The organism is Sphaerisporangium rubeum (genome assembly GCF_014207705.1).
GTDB classification, from domain to species: Bacteria; Actinomycetota; Actinomycetes; order Streptosporangiales; family Streptosporangiaceae; genus Sphaerisporangium; species Sphaerisporangium rubeum.
This window is the reverse complement of sequence record NZ_JACHIU010000001.1, coordinates 2,741,487-2,758,130: the sequence shown is the minus strand read 5'-3', so window position 1 is coordinate 2,758,130 and position 16,644 is coordinate 2,741,487. Positions and strand designations below refer to the sequence as shown.

At 71.1% G+C, this 16,644-nt stretch carries 18 protein-coding genes; 4 read left to right on the top strand and 14 right to left on the bottom strand.

Translation table 11 applies throughout. The annotated features are described in order from the left end of the window. Window positions 1-44 precede the first annotated feature (44 nt). The 9 genes from aroC to BJ992_RS11750 form a co-directional block, all read right to left on the bottom strand. Window positions 45-1,223: a chorismate synthase gene (aroC, locus tag BJ992_RS11795; protein WP_184980367.1), complete on the bottom strand. Its 1,179-nt coding sequence runs from the start codon at window positions 1,221-1,223 to the stop codon at window positions 45-47. A 70-nt stretch (window positions 1,224-1,293) separates the two neighbouring features. After that, complete coding sequence (locus BJ992_RS11790; RefSeq protein WP_184980365.1) at window positions 1,294-1,827, bottom strand: prepilin peptidase; 534 nt, start codon at window positions 1,825-1,827, stop codon at window positions 1,294-1,296. A 335-nt stretch (window positions 1,828-2,162) separates the two neighbouring features. Further along, window positions 2,163-2,699 (bottom strand): SseB family protein, encoded by a 537-nt coding sequence (locus tag BJ992_RS11780; protein WP_343072619.1) that lies wholly within the window; start codon window positions 2,697-2,699, stop codon window positions 2,163-2,165. Window positions 2,700-3,169: 470 nt separating this feature from the next. Then, window positions 3,170-3,619: a hypothetical protein gene (locus BJ992_RS11775; RefSeq protein ID WP_184980361.1), complete on the bottom strand. Its 450-nt coding sequence runs from the start codon at window positions 3,617-3,619 to the stop codon at window positions 3,170-3,172. A 679-nt stretch (window positions 3,620-4,298) separates the two neighbouring features. Further along, the gene (gene bar / locus BJ992_RS11770) at window positions 4,299-5,405 is read right to left on the bottom strand and encodes a barbiturase (protein WP_184980359.1); all 1,107 of its coding nucleotides are present in this window, start codon (window positions 5,403-5,405) and stop codon (window positions 4,299-4,301) included. A 14-nt stretch (window positions 5,406-5,419) separates the two neighbouring features. Beyond that, complete coding sequence (locus BJ992_RS11765) at window positions 5,420-6,328, bottom strand: carbamate kinase (RefSeq protein WP_343072618.1); 909 nt, start codon at window positions 6,326-6,328, stop codon at window positions 5,420-5,422. Window positions 6,329-6,421: 93 nt separating this feature from the next. Further along, the gene (locus BJ992_RS11760) at window positions 6,422-6,802 is read right to left on the bottom strand and encodes a type II toxin-antitoxin system death-on-curing family toxin (RefSeq protein WP_184980357.1); all 381 of its coding nucleotides are present in this window, start codon (window positions 6,800-6,802) and stop codon (window positions 6,422-6,424) included. Further along, the gene (locus BJ992_RS11755; RefSeq protein WP_184980355.1) at window positions 6,799-7,146 is read right to left on the bottom strand and encodes a ribbon-helix-helix protein, CopG family; all 348 of its coding nucleotides are present in this window, start codon (window positions 7,144-7,146) and stop codon (window positions 6,799-6,801) included. Before BJ992_RS11755 ends, BJ992_RS11760 begins: the two co-directional genes overlap by 4 nt. A 69-nt stretch (window positions 7,147-7,215) precedes the next feature. Beyond that, complete coding sequence (locus tag BJ992_RS11750; RefSeq protein WP_184980353.1) at window positions 7,216-8,388, bottom strand: pyridoxal phosphate-dependent aminotransferase; 1,173 nt, start codon at window positions 8,386-8,388, stop codon at window positions 7,216-7,218. 150 nt (window positions 8,389-8,538) lie between these two features. On the opposite strand from BJ992_RS11750, the gene BJ992_RS11745 reads away from it, so the two are divergent. From BJ992_RS11745 to BJ992_RS11730, 4 genes are read left to right on the top strand one after another with little or no spacing between them, the layout of a single operon-like run. Further along, on the top strand, window positions 8,539-9,510 hold the full coding sequence (locus tag BJ992_RS11745; RefSeq protein WP_184980351.1) for a DUF418 domain-containing protein: 972 nt from the start codon (window positions 8,539-8,541) through the stop codon (window positions 9,508-9,510). A 25-nt stretch (window positions 9,511-9,535) separates the two neighbouring features. Further along, window positions 9,536-10,357 carry a nitrilase-related carbon-nitrogen hydrolase gene (locus BJ992_RS11740; RefSeq protein WP_184980349.1) on the top strand — a complete coding sequence of 274 codons (822 nt, stop codon included), beginning with the start codon at window positions 9,536-9,538 and terminating at the stop codon, window positions 10,355-10,357. A 9-nt stretch (window positions 10,358-10,366) separates the two neighbouring features. Beyond that, the gene (locus tag BJ992_RS11735) at window positions 10,367-10,825 is read left to right on the top strand and encodes a hypothetical protein (protein WP_343072617.1); all 459 of its coding nucleotides are present in this window, start codon (window positions 10,367-10,369) and stop codon (window positions 10,823-10,825) included. Further along, the gene (locus tag BJ992_RS11730; RefSeq protein WP_184980347.1) at window positions 10,822-11,253 is read left to right on the top strand and encodes a hypothetical protein; all 432 of its coding nucleotides are present in this window, start codon (window positions 10,822-10,824) and stop codon (window positions 11,251-11,253) included. Before BJ992_RS11735 ends, BJ992_RS11730 begins: the two co-directional genes overlap by 4 nt. Here BJ992_RS11730 and BJ992_RS11725 read toward each other — a convergent pair. The 5 genes from BJ992_RS11725 to BJ992_RS11705 form a co-directional block, all read right to left on the bottom strand. Further along, window positions 11,229-12,731, bottom strand: coding sequence for a carboxyl transferase domain-containing protein (locus BJ992_RS11725; protein ID WP_184980345.1), 1,503 nt, complete (start codon window positions 12,729-12,731; stop codon window positions 11,229-11,231). The genes BJ992_RS11730 and BJ992_RS11725 overlap by 25 nt on opposite strands. Then, complete coding sequence (locus BJ992_RS11720; protein ID WP_184980343.1) at window positions 12,728-13,885, bottom strand: CaiB/BaiF CoA transferase family protein; 1,158 nt, start codon at window positions 13,883-13,885, stop codon at window positions 12,728-12,730. The genes BJ992_RS11725 and BJ992_RS11720 overlap by 4 nt, the downstream gene beginning before the upstream one ends. A gap of 143 nt (window positions 13,886-14,028) precedes the next feature. Then, window positions 14,029-14,184: a hypothetical protein gene (locus BJ992_RS11715; protein WP_184980341.1), complete on the bottom strand. Its 156-nt coding sequence runs from the start codon at window positions 14,182-14,184 to the stop codon at window positions 14,029-14,031. A gap of 111 nt (window positions 14,185-14,295) precedes the next feature. Next, window positions 14,296-15,270, bottom strand: a complete 975-nt coding sequence (locus BJ992_RS11710) for a sensor histidine kinase (protein WP_221474772.1) — start codon at window positions 15,268-15,270, stop codon at window positions 14,296-14,298. Continuing rightward, the gene (locus tag BJ992_RS11705) at window positions 15,267-16,250 is read right to left on the bottom strand and encodes an MEDS domain-containing protein (protein ID WP_184980339.1); all 984 of its coding nucleotides are present in this window, start codon (window positions 16,248-16,250) and stop codon (window positions 15,267-15,269) included. The genes BJ992_RS11710 and BJ992_RS11705 overlap by 4 nt, the downstream gene beginning before the upstream one ends. Window positions 16,251-16,644: the final 394 nt, after the last annotated feature.

Here is a 16,644-nt window from a genome sequence, read left to right as displayed (position 1 = left end):
GGCCACGATCTTCCCCGGCCCCGGCCGGCCGATCCTGGGACTCGTCACTTGATCACCATCGAGGAGAGGTAGCCGGACAGGTTGCGGGCGACCTCCTCCACGGAGTCGCCGCCGAACTTCTCGACGGCGGCGTCCGCGAGCACCAGCGCCACCATGGCCTCCGCCACGATGGCGGCGGCCGGCACCGCGCACACGTCGGACCGCTGGTTGATCGCCTTGGCCGGCTCACCGGTCAGCACGTCCACCGTGGACAACGCACGCGGCACCGTGGAGATGGGCTTCATGGCGGCGCGGACCCGCAGCGGCTCGCCGTTGGTCATGCCACCCTCGACGCCGCCGGCGCGGTTGGTGACCCGGCGCACCCCGGACTCGGTGTTCTCGATCTCGTCGTGCGCCGTGGAGCCGCGTCTGCGGGCCGTCTCGAAGCCGTCGCCGACCGCGACCCCCTTGATCGCCTGGATTCCCATCAGCGCCGCGGCCAGCCGCGAGTCGAGCCGCCGGTCCCAGTGCACGTAACTGCCGAGACCAGGTGGCAACCCGTACGCCAGCACCTCGACGACACCGCCGAGCGTGTCACCCTCACGCCGCGCGAGATCGATCTCCTCGACCATGGCGTCGCCGGCGGCGGGATCGGCACACCGCACCGGGCTCTCGTCCACGGCCGCCAGATCGTCGGGACCCGGCACCACGCCGTCCGGGGCCTCGACGGCCCCGATGGACACGACATGGCTGACGATGTCGACCCCGAGCGCCTGCTTGAGGAAGTTACGCGCCACCTGACCGAGCGCCACCCGCGCCGCCGTCTCACGCGCGCTCGCGCGGTCGAGCACCGGCCGCGCGTCGTCGAACCCGTACTTCTGCATGCCGGACAGATCGGCATGACCCGGCCGGGGCCGTGACAACGGCGCGTTGCGGGCCTGCGCCGCGAGAACGTCCGGGTCGACCGGATCGGCCGCCATCACGGTCTCCCACTTGGGCCACTCGGAGTTGCCGACCCGGATCGCCACCGGAGCGCCGAGAGTGTGACCGTGACGCACACCGCCGACGACGGTGACCACGTCCTTCTCGAACTTCATGCGCGCCCCCCGGCCGTAACCGAGACGGCGCCGTGCGAGGGCATGCTCGATGTCGGCCGTCGTCACCGCGACTCCAGCGGGCAGCCCTTCAAGGATCGCGACGAGCTCCGGGCCATGGGACTCGCCTGCGGTCAACCAGCGCAGCATGGGGACAAGTCTTCCACGTACCAGCGACTGCCCTCACATCCCAGGGGCCCTCCTGTGGACGACCGGGGGGTCACCACAGCGCCACCAGCACCCCCGCGGCGATGAAAGGGCCGAGCGGGAACTGCGTCTTCATCGTGGCCCTGCGCGTGATCAGCAGCATGACGGCGTACAACGCGCCGAGAACCAGTCCCCCCATCGCCGCCGCCAGCCACCGGTCCACGCCGAGCGGCCCGGCGAGCATCCCCGCGACCCCCGCGAGCTTGACGTCACCGAACCCGAGCGCGTCCGGCCGTACGAACCACATGACGGCGTACGCGCCACCGAGCGCCAGCCCGCCGAGCAGCGCCGGCCCCAGGTCACCTGTGGGGACGAGGAGGACGGCGAGCACGAGGCAGGACGGCAAAGTGATCACGTCAGGCAGCCTCCGCGTCCGCCAGTCGACCACGGAGAGCAGGACCCCGGCGACCGCCGCGTACCCCCAGGCCCACAACAAGGCCGTCCCCGCGAGCCGCCAGGCCACCACCGCGCACACCGCCGCCGTACCCACCTCCACCCACGGCGGCCACGACCACACCGGCCACCTGCGCGGCGCCTCCTTGAGCACCGCACGCGCCTCGGCCCACCTGGCTCTCCACCCGGACCGCGGGTCAGTCTCGGCCCACCCGGCTCTCCGCTCGGACCGCGGGTCAGTCTCGGCCCACCCGGCTCTCCGCTCGGACCGCGGGTCAGTCTCGGCCCGCCTGGCAATCCGCTCGGACCGCGGGTCTCCAGGGGCCGGCTCCGGCTGCGGGACGTCGAGCGTCTGGTCGTGCCGCGGCGTTTCCACGCTCCGCTCGGCGGTGAACCCGTCCGCGAGCACCCGGACGACCGTTCCCGCCAGAAGGCCGGCGGCTCCAGCTCCGATCACGAAGGCCCACACGTCCGCGACCCTAGTGGAGGTCAGCCCCTCTGGCGGCGCAGACGAGGAAGGAGGCGGCGCCTCCCCGGCCGTGCGACGGTCACGTCCGCGTGAGGTCGCAGCGACTCGACCAGTGCGCCGAGATCAGTGAGAGGTTTTCCTGTGGCGGCCATGGCATGGAGCAGCGAGCCCTCCAGGACGAACGGCACCGGCCCGGCCACGTCGACCACGACGGCCGCCGCGTTCTCGCTGATGGCGGCCTGACAGACCTGAGGAGTGAGCACCTGGATCGGCCGCGCGTCCGCACGCCAGCGCCGCAACGCCTCGGCACCGGTGAACGCCGGCACCGCTCTCCTCCCGTCACCTCCCACCAGCACAGGGAGCGCCATCTCGCTTTCCTTCTCCCGCCTGAGCCCGTCCTCACCGGTCTCCGCCTCAGTGAGCACCGCCACCACCGGCACCAGCAACCGCACCTCCGCCAGCACCGCCGCGACCCCCGCGACCTCCGCCTCCCCTGCGGCGTACGCCGCCAGCACCCCCGCCACCGCCGCGTCGGCCGCACCATCGTCGTCGGCCACCAAAGGCCGCGGAATACTCACCACGACCAGCGAGCCTACCCGGCCGCTCCAGCCGGTCCCCACCCACAAGCGGAGGCACCGGTGCGTGAGTGCTGGCGGGCTCTCGCAGTCCTCCTGCGGGCTATCACCTCTTTGACCCTGGGAGACACCAGAACAGGCGGAGCGGAGGCATCCAACCGGTGTCCATGGCCACTCACTGTGACTCACCGTTCGCGAGGTACGCCACGGGCCAGAATCAGACGGGCAGTCCCCCAAGGCCACGTGCTCGACGCCGACGTTGTGTGGGCCATGCCGCAGGACGGGACGTGGCCTTCGCGGGTGCGCCTCTGACGGTCCTCCTCCAGTGCTCGCCCTGCCTGAGCGTCCCGTCTGCCGTCATCCCGCCCTCTTGGGGACGCGGGCCAGGCACGTGACCGGAAATGATCTGCAAACCACCGCGCTCGTCCACCCGCCTGCGCCGTCTCGTGCCGCTACGCGAAGACAGCCCCGGCCGCACGGAAGTTGATCTCGCCCGGGCCGAGGCCTTGCCCTTGTGTCGTGAATCCGAGCGAGATGCAAAGACCCCTGTTCACGGGTCTGTTTATTCCTCCCAGAACGAAGATCGATTCTCCGCCTATGTTGTTGACGACCGGCGCATCGGTTTGAGCGACGACCCGACCGGCCGCATGAACCCATGCCTGGAAAACGCGTGGGTAGGTCGAGGAGAATTCGACTCTGACTTCCAGCAACTGCGGCTGCCCCGTGACGGGAACCGGGGCATGGAAGTAGTTCTGCTTCTCATCCAGCATGAAGAACCTGGCGACATGCCCTTCTTTTAATCCTTGCTGATCGGTCCAGCCGATGTTGTCTATATTGCGCAGATTGTCCGGCCCATACAGTCGGGGAATGAATACGTTTCCATGGACCCACGTCTCTGGCATATCTCTTCTCCCGCGACACCCTCCGGAACACCTGCCGTCAATATCCCTCACTATGACAGACTTGGCAAGCCTCAATAATGTCAGACATGCACGATATATACACTTCGCGCACAATGTCCCATTCATGAAAGATACATCTATCTGTGCATTTTGACAAGCTTTGTGCATCAAATGACGCGCGTCGCGAGATTCGGCTGGCCATAAGCACTTCTGATTCCCGAAGGGAACACGAACGACGCGTCGATCCTCCTCGGCGATCACCGCAGATCGACTGCCTGAAAAGGACAATGAAGCGACACGCACGACAGAAAGTACCGGCGGCCGCCCTTCCTCGTGAGGAGCTCCACAGAGAGACAGAGAGACCGACGCTTCGCCACAGCACAGCCGAAACCTCAGGGACCGCCGATACGGAACTCACCGTTACCGGCCAATGGAACTCGCTGGTCCCGGTGCGGCGTCGCACCCACGGACACCGGGAGGTGCGCTGGGCTGCCGGCCTCCGATGGGTCGGCATCGACCACAGGAGCCCCGGTCCCGAAAGGGGCCGCATCTCCCTTCGGGCCGGCACGACCACGAAGCCGTGACGGCCCGGCGTCTGAAGACGAGAGTCGGCAGTCCAGGCTTTTCAGGGTGCTCCGAAGCGTTCCGGTACCGGTGCTTCCGAGCCGGACGGTGAGGTTCAGCCGAGGTCGGCGATGGCGGCCACGGGGCCGCCGCCGGAGGGGCCCTGGTGGACGGCGGCCACGGAGACGAAGACGGCGGGGTCGCCGGTCACCGAGGCGGCCACGCCGCCTACGGTGGCTTTGATCTGGCGGTGCCAGTGGACGTCGGAGTCGTCGAGCATGATGTTGCGGCGGCCCCGGACGCGGCCGGAGGGGTCGGCTTCGCATTTCATGAAGACGTTGACGAGGCGGCCGGCGAGGTCGCTCGGGTGGGGGCGGTCGGGGAGGTCGATGCCGCTCGACCGGATGGCCTCCCAGATGCCGTCGGCGTCCAGTGCGTCCTTCATGACGCTGTGGCCGATGCGGTAGCGGCCGCCGATGCCGCGGACGTTGCCGACGACGACGATCTGCGCGCGGTCGAGTTCGACGCCGGAGGAGCAGGACGCGACGCTGGAGTACAGCGACAGGTCGCGGTGGATCTGGTCGGCGGACGGCATGTCGATCTCGCCGAGGGCGACGGCGATGCCGAGAGCGGTGGTGGAGTTGGAGATGTCCATGGACGGGCCGGTGTCCTCGGTGATGACGTCGTGGCCGCGGGACTTGGCGTCGGTGATGGTGGCGAGGGTGAGCAGTGGCGTCTTGGTCTGCACGTAGTGGACGTCGGCGGGGTCCTCGATGCCGGCGGCCTTCATGGCTTCGCGTACGCCGGCGGCGACCTTCTCGACCATGGCGGGACGGCCGATGTCCTCGGGGAGGATCACGTCGCTCATGGCGACCCCGACGGAGACCCGGGGTTCGTCGCTCGCGGGTGCGGAGGCGGGGTCGACGGTCGCGAAGATCGTGGCGTGGGGGCTGAGTACGCCGTCGGTGCCGCCGGACCAGACCAGTGGCACCTGCGCGACCTCGTCGGGGGTGCGGGTGCCTTTGGCGACGAGCACTTCGCGGAAGGCCCGGTCGGCGAGGATGCGGGTGTAGTCGTTCACCCCGCCGTTGCCTTCGGTCTTGCCGATCACGGCGAGCACCCGGTCGGCCTCGATGACCCCTTCGTCGATCAGTTTCGACAGCCCTCCGGCGTCGGTGACGCTCTCGATGGCGACCTTGCGCACCTCGATCGGGTCCGGCATATGTCCTCTACCTCTCATCCTTCGACGACGGTGCCGACACCGCCGGTCAGCGCCTCGCCGATGTTCTCCAGCGAGGTGATCACGGCCCGGCCCCCGGTCTCGGCGAACCGCAGCGCGGCCTCCACCTTGGGCCCCATGCTGCCACTGCCGAAGTGCCCGGCGTCGAGCAGCGCGCGCATGTCGGCCACGGAGATCCGGCCGATGGGCCTGGCGCCGGGGGTGCCGTAGCCGATGACGGCGGCGGGTACGTCGGTGGCGAGCACCAGCACGCCGGCCCGTACGGCGGGGGCGAGCACGGCGGCGGTGGCGTCCTTGTCCACCACGGCTTCTACCCCGGTGAGAGCGCCGGACGGCAGGCGTACCACGGGTACTCCGCCGCCGCCTGCGACGACGACGGTGTACCCGGCCTCCATGAGGGTGAGCGCGGCGGGTGCGTCGAGGATCTCCAGCGGCCGGGGTGAGGCGACGACGCGGCGCCAGCCTTTGCCGGGGAACTCGCGCCACGTCTCGCCGAGCGCCTCGAACCTGGCGGCCTCGTCGGGGCCGAAGTAGCTGCCGATGGGTTTGACGGGGTCGCTGAACGCCGGGTCGGCGGCGTCGACGAGGGTGCGGGTGACCACCACGACGGAGCGGTGGCCGAGGGAGTTGAGGACCAGCACGCCGATGGTGGCCTGGGTCTGCGCGCCGCACCAGTCCAGCGGTACGGGGGGCACGACCGCCGCGGCGATCTGGTTCTTGAGCAGCAGGTTCCCCACCTGGGGGCCGTTGCCGTGCGTCAGGACGACCTGGTGGCCGGCGTCGATCAGCGCGGACACGTGGCGCATGGCCCGCTCGACCGCCAGCCGCTGGTGCACGGGGGACGCGGTCCCGTCCGGCGCGGTCATCGCGTTCCCGCCGAGAGCTATAAGTACGCGTTCACCCACAGCCCGAAGCTAGCCCCCTTGGGCCTCCCTCTCATTGGCCACAATCGCCCAGGAAAGCGGCGTCCTTCGGCTGTTGTCGCCAACGCTCGGGGGTCACACGATGGCCCGGAACCCCCAGAGAGCCTGCGCGATCTCGTCCATGTCGGCGAACCGTCCCGCCGCAACCGTCCGGACCAGCTCGCACACCGCGTCGTCGGCGGCGTCGAGCTCGATCCCGTTGTACGACAGGAAGACCACGGTGCAGACCCAGGCGACCCGCGTGGTGCCGGTGGCGAACGGACGGCCGGTGACCAGGGAGTGCAGCAGCGCGGCGGCCTTGCTCAGCAGGTGCCGGTACGCCTCGTGGCCGAACATGGACGCCTGGGGCCGGTGGACGGCGGCGTCCAGCGACCCGGGGTCGCGCAGCACCGGCTGTTCGCCGAGCGTGAGCGCGGCGAGGTCGACGATCTGGGGTGCGGTGAGGTACCGCGTCATCCGCCGAGGCCAGACAGGCCGTGCGGGCCGCCGGAGCCGCCGGTGCCGCCAGGGCCGCCGGTGCCACCAGGGCCGCCGGTGCCACCAGGGCCGCCGGTGCCACCAGGGCCGCCGGTGCCGCCAGGGCCGCCGGTGCCGTCAGGGCCGTCCATGCGGTCGAGCGCGGTGCGCCAGTGGCCGACGGCCGCCGCGCCTAGTCGCCGAACCTCCTCGTCGGCGTCGTGGCGGGTGAGGTACTCGTCCACGGCGGCCTGCACGACCTGCTGCACCGTGCGCCCCTCCTTGTCGGCACGCCGGCGCAGGGCCTCCAGGCGGTCGTCGCTGAGGCGGAGCGTCATTGCCATACCTCCACGGTGCGCATCCGTTATCAGGGGTTTTGGACACGTTGAGTGTAGAACTCTTTACAGACCGCGTCAGGCGTTTCCCTGCAGACGGCGCAGTCTGGACGCCGCGTCGTCGATGACCTCGTCCCGCTTGCAGAACGCGAACCTGACGAAGTGCCGGCCGAGTTCCGGACGGTCGTAGAACACCTGGGTGGGGATGGCGACGACCCCGGCGAGCTCCGGCAGCCGCCGGCACAGCTCCATGCCGTCGGTGAAGCCGAGCGGCCGGATGTCGGTCTGCACGAAGTAGGTGCCGGACGTCCGGTACGCCGCGAACCCTGCGGCGCGCAGGCCGTCCGACAGCCGGTCGCGTTTGGCGGCGAGCGCGTCCCGCAGCTGCGCGACCCAGGGGAGCTCCTCGCGCAGCGCGTACGCGACCGCGAGTTGCCAGGGGCCGCCGGCGGTGTAGGTGAGGAACTGCTTGACGGTCTGCACGGCGCGCACCAGCGGCGCGGGTGCGCAGATCCACCCCGTCTTCCAGCCGGTCACCGAGAACGTCTTGCCGGCCGAGGAGATCATGACGGTGCGCTCGCGCATGCCCGGCAGCGTGGCCATGGGGACGTGCTCGACGCCGTCGTAGGTGAGGTGCTCGTACACCTCGTCGGTGACGGCGATGATGTCGCGCTCCTGGCACAGCTCGGCGATGACCGTGAGCTCCTCGCGGGTGAACACGGTGCCGGTGGGGTTGTGCGGCGAGTTGACCAGGATCACCTTGGTACGCGGGCCGGCGGCGGCGCGCAGCTCGGCGGGGTCGAAGGTGAACCTGCCGTCCACGGGCCGCAGCGGCACCGCGCGGCGGACCGCGCCGGCGAGGGTGATGGAGGCGGCGTAGGAGTCGTAGTACGGCTCGAAGACGATCACCTCGTCGCCGGGCTCGCACAGCGCGAGGATCGACGCGGCGAGCGCCTCGGTGGCGCCGACCGTGACGAGGATCTCGCCGTCGGGGTCGTACGCCAGCCCGTAGTGGCTCTTGCGGTGGTCGGCGACGGCCTGGCGCAGCTCGGGAAGACCGGGGCCCGGCGGGTACTGGTTCGCGCCGCCGAGCACGGCCCGTGCGGCCTGGTCGAGCATGGCCGGCGGACCGTCGGTGTCGGGGAACCCCTGGCCGAGGTTGATCGACCCGGTGCGCACGGCGAGCGCGGTCATCTCGGCGAAGACGGTGGTGCCGAAGACACGCATGCGACTGACCAGAGGTTCGTCCACGCGGTCAGCCTAGCCGTGTTCCCCGCGCGTCGCCTTCGGCGGCCTCGGCCGTCCCTGGCCGGGTGCCTTCCCGGCTCGTGCGGGGAACGGGCTCGGCTACCCTCGTCGAGTGATTGCCGGTTTCGCACCCTATGCCGGGACCGTACGGCCATGACCCGCATACGCGACATCGACGTCCTGCGGGGGTTCGCGGTGTGCGGGATCATGGTGGTCAACACCTGGCAGCACACCGCGGGAGCCGTCGAGGACCGCGTGCCGGCCACGGCCGACTGGCTCGTGGAGAACCTCGCGCAGAGCCGCTTCTACCCGATCTTCTCGTTCCTGTTCGGCGTCAGCGTGGTGCTGTTCCTCCGCTCGGCCGCCGGCCGGACCCCCTTCCCGCGTGCCGCGCTGCTGCGGCGGCTCGCCGTGCTCGCGGCGCTCGGGCTGCTGCACCGGCTCGTCAACCCCGGCGAGGTACTGCTGCCGTACGCGCTCAGCGGCGCGCTCCTGCTGCTGCCGGCCTCCTACCTGCCGCGGTGGGTGGTCCTGCTCGCCGGGGCCGGCGGCACGCTGTGGGCCGTGCTGTTCCACGCGGGGGGTGTGTGGCTGATCCCGGGGTTGTGCCTGCTCGGCACGGCCGTCATGCGAGGCGAGCCGTCGCCGCGTCTGCTGTGGCCGGTGTTCCTCGTGACCGGCACGGTCGCGGCGGTCCTGGTCCCCGTGTGGGGGTACCTGTGGGCCAGGCCCGAGACGTTCGAGTTCCCGTTCACCGTGAGCGTCTACCCCGTGGCGGGCCTGCTCGCCGCCACCGCCTACTGCACCGGCCTGCTGCTGTGGCTGCGGTACCGGCCCGGTTCCCTCGGCGTGCTGGAGGCGCTCGGCCGTACAGCGCTGACCATGTACCTGTCCGGCACGGTGATCATCCTGGCCGCGGTGCCGCTGCTGGCGGCCGACCTCACCCGGTGGAGCGTCTTCGCGCTGGCCGGTACCGCGCTGGTGGCGCAGGCGGCGTTCGCCAGATGGTGGCTCGCGCGGTACCGCCACGGCCCGCTGGAGTGGGTGTGGCGGTGCCTCACCTGGTGGGAGATCGTGCCGAACCGTCGCGCCGTCCACAGGACGGCACCGGAACCCGGCGCCTGAGCCCGCGGGCCCGTACCCTTGAGGCGTGACGCGCATCGCCCTGTGCCAGATCCCGGTGTCCACCGACTCCAAGACCAACCTGGAGCGGGTGCGCGACGCGCTCGGCCAGGCGGCCTCGCGCGGCGCGTCCGTCGCCGTGTTCCCCGAGGCCACGCTCACCCGGTTCGGCAAAGGCGTGGCCGACGCCGCCGAGCCGCTCGACGGGCCGTTCCTCACCGCGGTCGCCGACGCGGCCCGCACCCACGAGGTGGCCGTCGTGCTCGGCACGTTCGAGCCGGCGGACGGCCGGGTGTTCAACACGGCCGTGGTGCTCGACCGGCGCGGCCGGCGGGTGGCCGCCTACCGCAAGATCCACCTGTTCGACTCCTTCGGCGCCAAGGAGTCCGACCTGGTGGCCCCCGGTGACACGCCGGTGGTCGCCGAGCTGGCGGGCCTGCGGCTCGGCCTCATCACGTGCTACGACGTGCGCTTCCCCGAGCTGGCGCGCGCGCTGGTCGACCAGGGTGCCGACGCGTTCGTGGTGATCGCCGCGTGGGGCACCGGCCCCATGAAGGAAGAGCACTGGGCCACCCTGGTCAGGGCCAGGGCCATCGAGAACACGACGTGGACCGTCGCCGTCGGCCAGGCGCCGAACCCCGAGGCCGCCGACGGTTTCGGCGTGGGCCGCAGCATGCTGGTCGATCCCCTCGGTGTGGTGCGCGCCGACCTCGGCCCGGCCGCGTCCGTCCAGGTCGTCGAGATCGACCCCGCCGAGACCGACCGGGTGCGCGCGACCGTGCCGTCGCTCGCGCACCGGCGTCCAGATATTTATCGCGCAGTGCCGAATGCCGAGGTCGGCAGATCGTAAAATGCCGGTGTGAGCGAGCTGGCACCACTGACGCAGATGCAGAAGGTCATCCCGCCGCGCTTGCTGGTGCCCTACCTGGCGGGTCAGCGCACGATCATCTCCGGTTACGTCTACCGCGTGCAGGACTGCTCGCGGCTGGACGGCCCGGAGCAGCTCGTCTCCGCGCTCGATCTGACCTTCGAGGGTTCCGAGCTCGACGCGACGGTCCCCGAGGTGTACGTCCTGCGCTGGCAGGTCCGCGACACCGACACCTATGTCGTGCCGTACGGCCAGCACATGGGTGGAGATTGGAACGATTCGCCGCCGTTCGCCGGCAACGGGTTCACCACCTCGCGCCGCCACGTCGTCCCCCAGTTCCACACCCCGCCGATGCCGATCCCGGCCGGCGCCGAGATCCGGCACATCACCGCACGCGGCGAGCGCGGGTTCGCCGCGTTCGACGGGCTGACGTGGCGGCGCGCGGCATGACCGGCATCGAGCCCGTCGGCCTCGGCTACGTCGCGCGCCTCGACGACCAGACCTTCGCCGCGGCCCTCGGCCCCGGCCCCGACGACGTCACGTTGTTCAGCGAGGAGGCCCGCGAGGGCTTCGACGCCGCCGGCGGCTACTGGCGGCGGCAGGTGCGGCGCGACGAGCTGGAGTGGCTGGTGCTGCTGCGCACCGTCGGCGCGTTCGGCGGCGAGCCGTGTGTGGTGCTCGACGAGGACGACGACGGGCTGCACATCGCCTACACCGGTCACAGCGGTCTGCGCGCCGAGGCGCTCGGCTACTGGATGGTCGACCACGGCGCGTACGAGGTCGTGGTGCCGCACGACGAGGTGCATTCGATCAGGGTCGAGCGGGTCCCCATCCCCACGCGGCCCGGAGCCGGTCAGCCCTCGCCGAGCCGCCGGTAGCGGTCCAGCCGGCCCGCCAGCCGCTCGTCCGGCTCGCGGGCCAGCAGGTCCGCGATCTCCTGTTCCAGCGCGTGGCCGACGCGCCGGCAGAACGCCTCCGGTTCGTAGGCCGCGTCCGGCAGTTCCGGCACGATCCGGTCCACGATGCCGTCGGCGGCGAGGTCGGCGGCCCGCACGCGCTGCGCGCGTGCGATCTCCTCGGCGAAGTCGACGCTGCGGTACAGGATCACCGAGGCGCCTTCGGGAGGCAGCGGCGACAGCCAGGCGTGCTGCGCGGCGAGCACCCGGTCGGCCGGCAGCAGGGCCAGCGCGGCGCCGCCGGCGCCTTCGCCGAGCAGCAGGCAGACGGTCGGCGCGTCCAGCATGACGAGGTCGGCCAGGGAGCGAGCGATCTCGGCGGCCAGTCCGCCTTCCTCCGCGGCCTTCGACAGGGCCCCGCCGGGGGTGTCGATCACCGTGACCAGCGGCAGCCCGAGCTCCTCGGCGAGCCGCATGCCGCGCCGCGCCACCCGCAGCCCCGCGGGGCCGATGTGCCGGCCGGCCCGTTGCCTGCCGCGGTCCTGGCCGATCACGACGGCCGGCACGGAGCCGAACCTCGCGAGCGCCAGCAGCAACCCGGGGTCGTTCTCACCGGCGCCGGTGCCGTTCAGCGGCGTGACGTCGGTGGCGGCGACCTTGAGCAGGCCGCGGACCCCGGGACGGTCGTCCCTGCGTGACCGGGTGATGGCCTCCCAGGCGTCCACGGTCAGGGCCGGTTCCTCCGGCGGCATGGGCCGCCGCTCGACCGGGCCGTCCTTCGGCGCGCACAGGACGGCGAGCGCGCGGATGGCGACCTCGCGTGCGTCCCGCGCGGACACCACGGCGTCCACCAGGCCCTGCTGGAAGAGGTTCTCCGCGACCTGCACCCCACCGGGGAAGGGGTAACCGTGCAGCGACTCGAACACCCTCGGCCCGAGGAAGCCGATCAGCGCGCCGGGCTCGGCGGCCGTGACATGGCCGAGCGACCCCCATGAGGCGAACACCCCGCCGGTCGTCGGATGCCGCAGGTACACGATGTACGGCAGGCCCGCGGCCCGGTGCGCCGACACCGCGGCGCTGATCTTCACCATCTGCGCGAAGGCGAGCGCGCCTTCCTGCATGCGGGTGCCGCCGGACGCCGGTGACGCCAGCAGCGGCAGCCCCTCGGCGGTGGCCCGTTCGACGGCCCGCGTCAGCCGCCTGGCGGCGACCACCCCGATGGAGCCGGCGAGGAAGGAGAACTCGCAGGTCATCACGGCCACCCGGCGTCCGCCGAGCAACCCCTCACCGGTCATCACCGACTCGTCGTAGCCGCTCTTGGCCCGCGCGGCCGCCAGTTCCTCGGCGTACGCCGAACCCGGCGCGGCCGGGTCCGCCGGGGGGTCGTCCCACGACGTGAAGGTCCCGGGGTCCAGCACGGTGCCGATCAGCGTGCGGACGTCGGGTCGTGCCGCGGTCACGCTTCCCGCTCGGCCAGCCAGTCGAGCACGGCCCGCTCGTCCTGGCCGAGTCCCGGCGGGGCCAGGTGCTCGGCGGGTGGCGCGCCGTCGAAACGCAGCGGCGGGCCAGGCAGCTCGATCGGGCCGAGCACGGGGTGGTCCACCGTCACCACCAGGCCCTGGGAACGGACCTGGTCCCAGGCGTACACCTCGTCGATGGACCGGATCGCGCCGGCCGGGATGCCGGCGGCGGCCAGCTCGGCCAGCCAGTGCGCGCGGTCGTACGCGGAAAGGGCCCGCTCCATGTCGGCGACGAGCTGCTCGCGGTGCGCGAAACGGTCCTTGTTGGCGGCGTACCTCGGATCCGCGGCGTCCATGCCGAGCAGCGGCGCGAGCCTGCGCCACTGGGTGTCGTTGGCCACCGCGATCTGGATCATGCCGTCGGCGCAGCGGAAGGCCCCGTACGGCGCGATGGACGCGTGGTGGTTGCCGCCGGCCGCGGGGACCTTGCCGCCGACCGTCCACGCGGTGCCGTGGTAGGAGTGCACGCCGACCACCGACGCGAGCAGGGAGGTGCGCACCACCGTGCCTTCGCCGGTGCGTTCCCGCTCGTACAGCGCGGCGACCGTGCCGTACGCGCCGTGGATGCCGGCCAGCAGGTCGGCGATGGAGGCCCCGACCCGGTACGGCTCGGCGGGTGAGGGGCCGGTGAGGCTCATCAGGCCCGCTTCGCCCTGCGCGATCTGGTCGTAGCCGGGACGGCCGCCTTCCGGGCCGTCGTGGCCGAAGCCGGTGATGGACAGCACGACCAGGCGGGGGTTCAGCTCGTGCAGCCGCTCCACCGGGAAGCCGAGGCGGTCGAGCACACCGGTGCGGAAGTTCTCCACCAGCACGTCGCTCTGCCGGACGAGGCGGGTGAGCAGTGCCGCGCCTTCCTCGCTCTTGAGGTCGACGGCTATGGAGCGCTTGTTGCGGTTGGCCGCCAGGAAGTACGTCGATATGTCGCCGTCCGGCCCGGCGAACGGCGGTCCCCACCCGCGTGACTCGTCACCCGTGCCGGGTTGCTCCACCTTGATCACTGTGGCGCCGAGATCACCCAGCATCTGCGCCGCGTGCGGTCCCGCCAGCGCGCGGGACAGGTCGAGGACGACGATGTCACTGAGAGGTCCCCGCAAGGCCAGCCTCCACAGGTCGGCAGATCACACTTCAGGCAAGCCTGCCAGGTCCGCACCGCTTCCCGACACCCGGCCCCGCGGATCTTTCACGCGGGACGCGCCGCCCCGGCCCTCGGCCGGGTGGCGCGCCTCGGTCACGTCGCTCAGTGATGGGTGCGGCGGGTCCGCAGCCGGTCCATGAACTCGCGGACCCGGTGCTGTGTGCGGGGGTCGCGGGCCATCGTCTTGGCCCGGTTCACGTGCTCGTGGCCCTTGGGGCTGCGGAGGTATTCCTTGATGCGGTCAACCATGGATGCCATCGTCGTCACCTCGTCCGTCGGGTCACCGTTTCACTGAACGGCTACCCGCAGACTCCCTGATCAATCACGCAAAGTGCTCACTTGCTCCAAAAACAGGACAACCCTGGCGTTCTAGCGGCCTTCGACCGGCGACGGCAGCTCGAAATGGATGCGCACCGACGTGCCTCCGGGACGGCGATGGATCCGCACCAGATCGGCCAGCTCGTTCACGATCAGGATGCCGCGTCCCCGGCTCACGGCGTCCGGCGGCGGGATCCGTCCCGCCATCGGGTCGTCGAGTGTGCCGAAGTCGTCGATCTGGCACACCAGCAGGCCGTCCTCACACCACATCCAGACGGTGCCGGGCTCCTTGGAGTACTCGGCGGTGTTGGTCGCCAGCTCGTTCACCGCGATCAGCAGGTCGCAGGTGCGCTGCTCCGTCAGCCCCGCGGCCCCGGCCCATCCCGCCACGAACTCCCGCAGCGGCGCCAGCGAGCCGAACCCGTCGAACGGGAACATCGCGGCCTGGCGCGGCGGCGCCGGCAACGGCCAGTCGAACGTCATGGCCGTCACCACCGGGTCGCCGTACGCGGTGCTCGACCAGACGTCCGAACCGTCCTGCAGATGCGGGTGGGTGACCGCGGCGTCGTCGATGGCGCTCGGGTCCAGGCCGGCCGCGTCGTAGGGACACAGGATCGCCGCGTCCCGGCCGGTGAACGCCGTGTTGATGAGCGCCTCGTGCGCCACGCACTCCGGGTACTCCAGGGGGCTGCGGCCCGGCCAGATCGGCTCACCGATGATCCACACCCGCCTGCCTTGGTTGGCCTCGGCGAAGGCGAGCAGCACCGACGGGATGATACGTCCGGGGTTGCGGCCGGCCACGGCCATGTCACGGAACACGACGTCCGCCGACCTCTCCCCGAGGCGTGACCTGATCAGCTCACCCCGGTCACCCGGCACGGCCACCAAGGCCGGTTCGCCGAGCGCCAGGGCCTGCTCCAGGAACGACACGCACCCGGCGGCATATTCGTCGAAGTCACGGTAGATGAGACCGATATGTCGAAAAGGATCATCCGTCGGCTCCTGCGCCGACGCCGACACCGTCATCTCAACGCCTCCGGTCGTCCTTCACCAGCGCCGTCCGCCGCCTCCCCGGCACCCGGCCCGTCGCGTCCCCTGCTACCCAAAGCAGAGGACTTCATGTGGCCGGAACCGGCACCCCCCCGGAGGCCGGGGCCTCCGACGGGACGCGGGTCGAAACCCGCCAGCTTCAGCAACCTGACCAGGGGCAGCGAGCACCCGGTGAACCGCACCCCCGCCGGCACGGCGTCGGCCGCCTGGACGAGCATGCGGGCCGCCGCGGCGTCGGCGAATCTCAGCCGCTCCACGTCCAGAGTAAGCGGCACACCGGCGTCGGGGAAGTCCTCCGCGAGCCCCGCCAGCGTCGCCGCCAGCGCCCCGCGGTTGGACGCGTCCACCTCACCCATCAGCCGCACCCCCGGCGGGTCGGCGGTACGCAGGATGCGCAGCAGCGGACGCCACATGAACGACGCGTTCGGCGTGAAGGCACTCGGGTGCGCCGCCGACAGCCGCCTGAGGCGGTCCGGCGCGAACAACCGCCGGTCGTACTGGCACAGCGCCATCGCGAACCCACCGGCGAAGACGCGGTTCACCTCGGCCTCGTACCACTCGAGCCGCTCACCTCCCGGCACCTCCCCCGCGGCCCACGTCATGTCGCCGATGACCCGCAACCCCGCGTACCCGAGGTCCCGCGCGTTGTCGATCTCGCGCGCCCAGCCGCCGATCACCGCCTCCGGCTCGAACCGTCCCGCCGCGAGATACCCCTCGGCGATCGACCGCACCTGGAACTGCCCCGCGTCCAGCAGACGCCGCACATCGACCCCACCGGCCTCCAGATCGGCGAACACCGTGGCGAGGGGCTCACCCGCGAAATACAGCAGCTTCTGATGATGACGAACCCCTGCGAAAGCCGACCCCACCAGCGCGGCCCGCCGCTGGTCGTCATCGTCATAGGTCACGCACACGTGGTCCCCGGGACGCAGCCGGTCGATCACAAGCGGGTCCATCGACGAGCCCTCCTCCAGCGACCGCGGGTCCACCCACCCTTCAGCACGCGACCTCCGGCCCAGGTTGTCCACTCAACGCTAACCGAATGTGTCGGCGACCCGCAAAGCAAAGGCAAGGCTTTTCTCGGTATCTCTAGTCCCGCGCGTCAAATGTCCCTCCAACCTTTCCCCCACCCCAACCCGGCCCCCACCACCCCCCCGGACACCCACGCACATAACTCTCCACCCCTATATTCACCCCTCAATCACCGTTTCCCGATATTCCCCCCATGCCGGGATCAACAGCCCTCCCTCCCCAGACACCCACCTCTCCCATCACACCAAGCACGACTCCCCTGATCCGCGCCTTCACCACCAAGCCGGCTCCCCGCGACCCCACGACCACACATCCCGC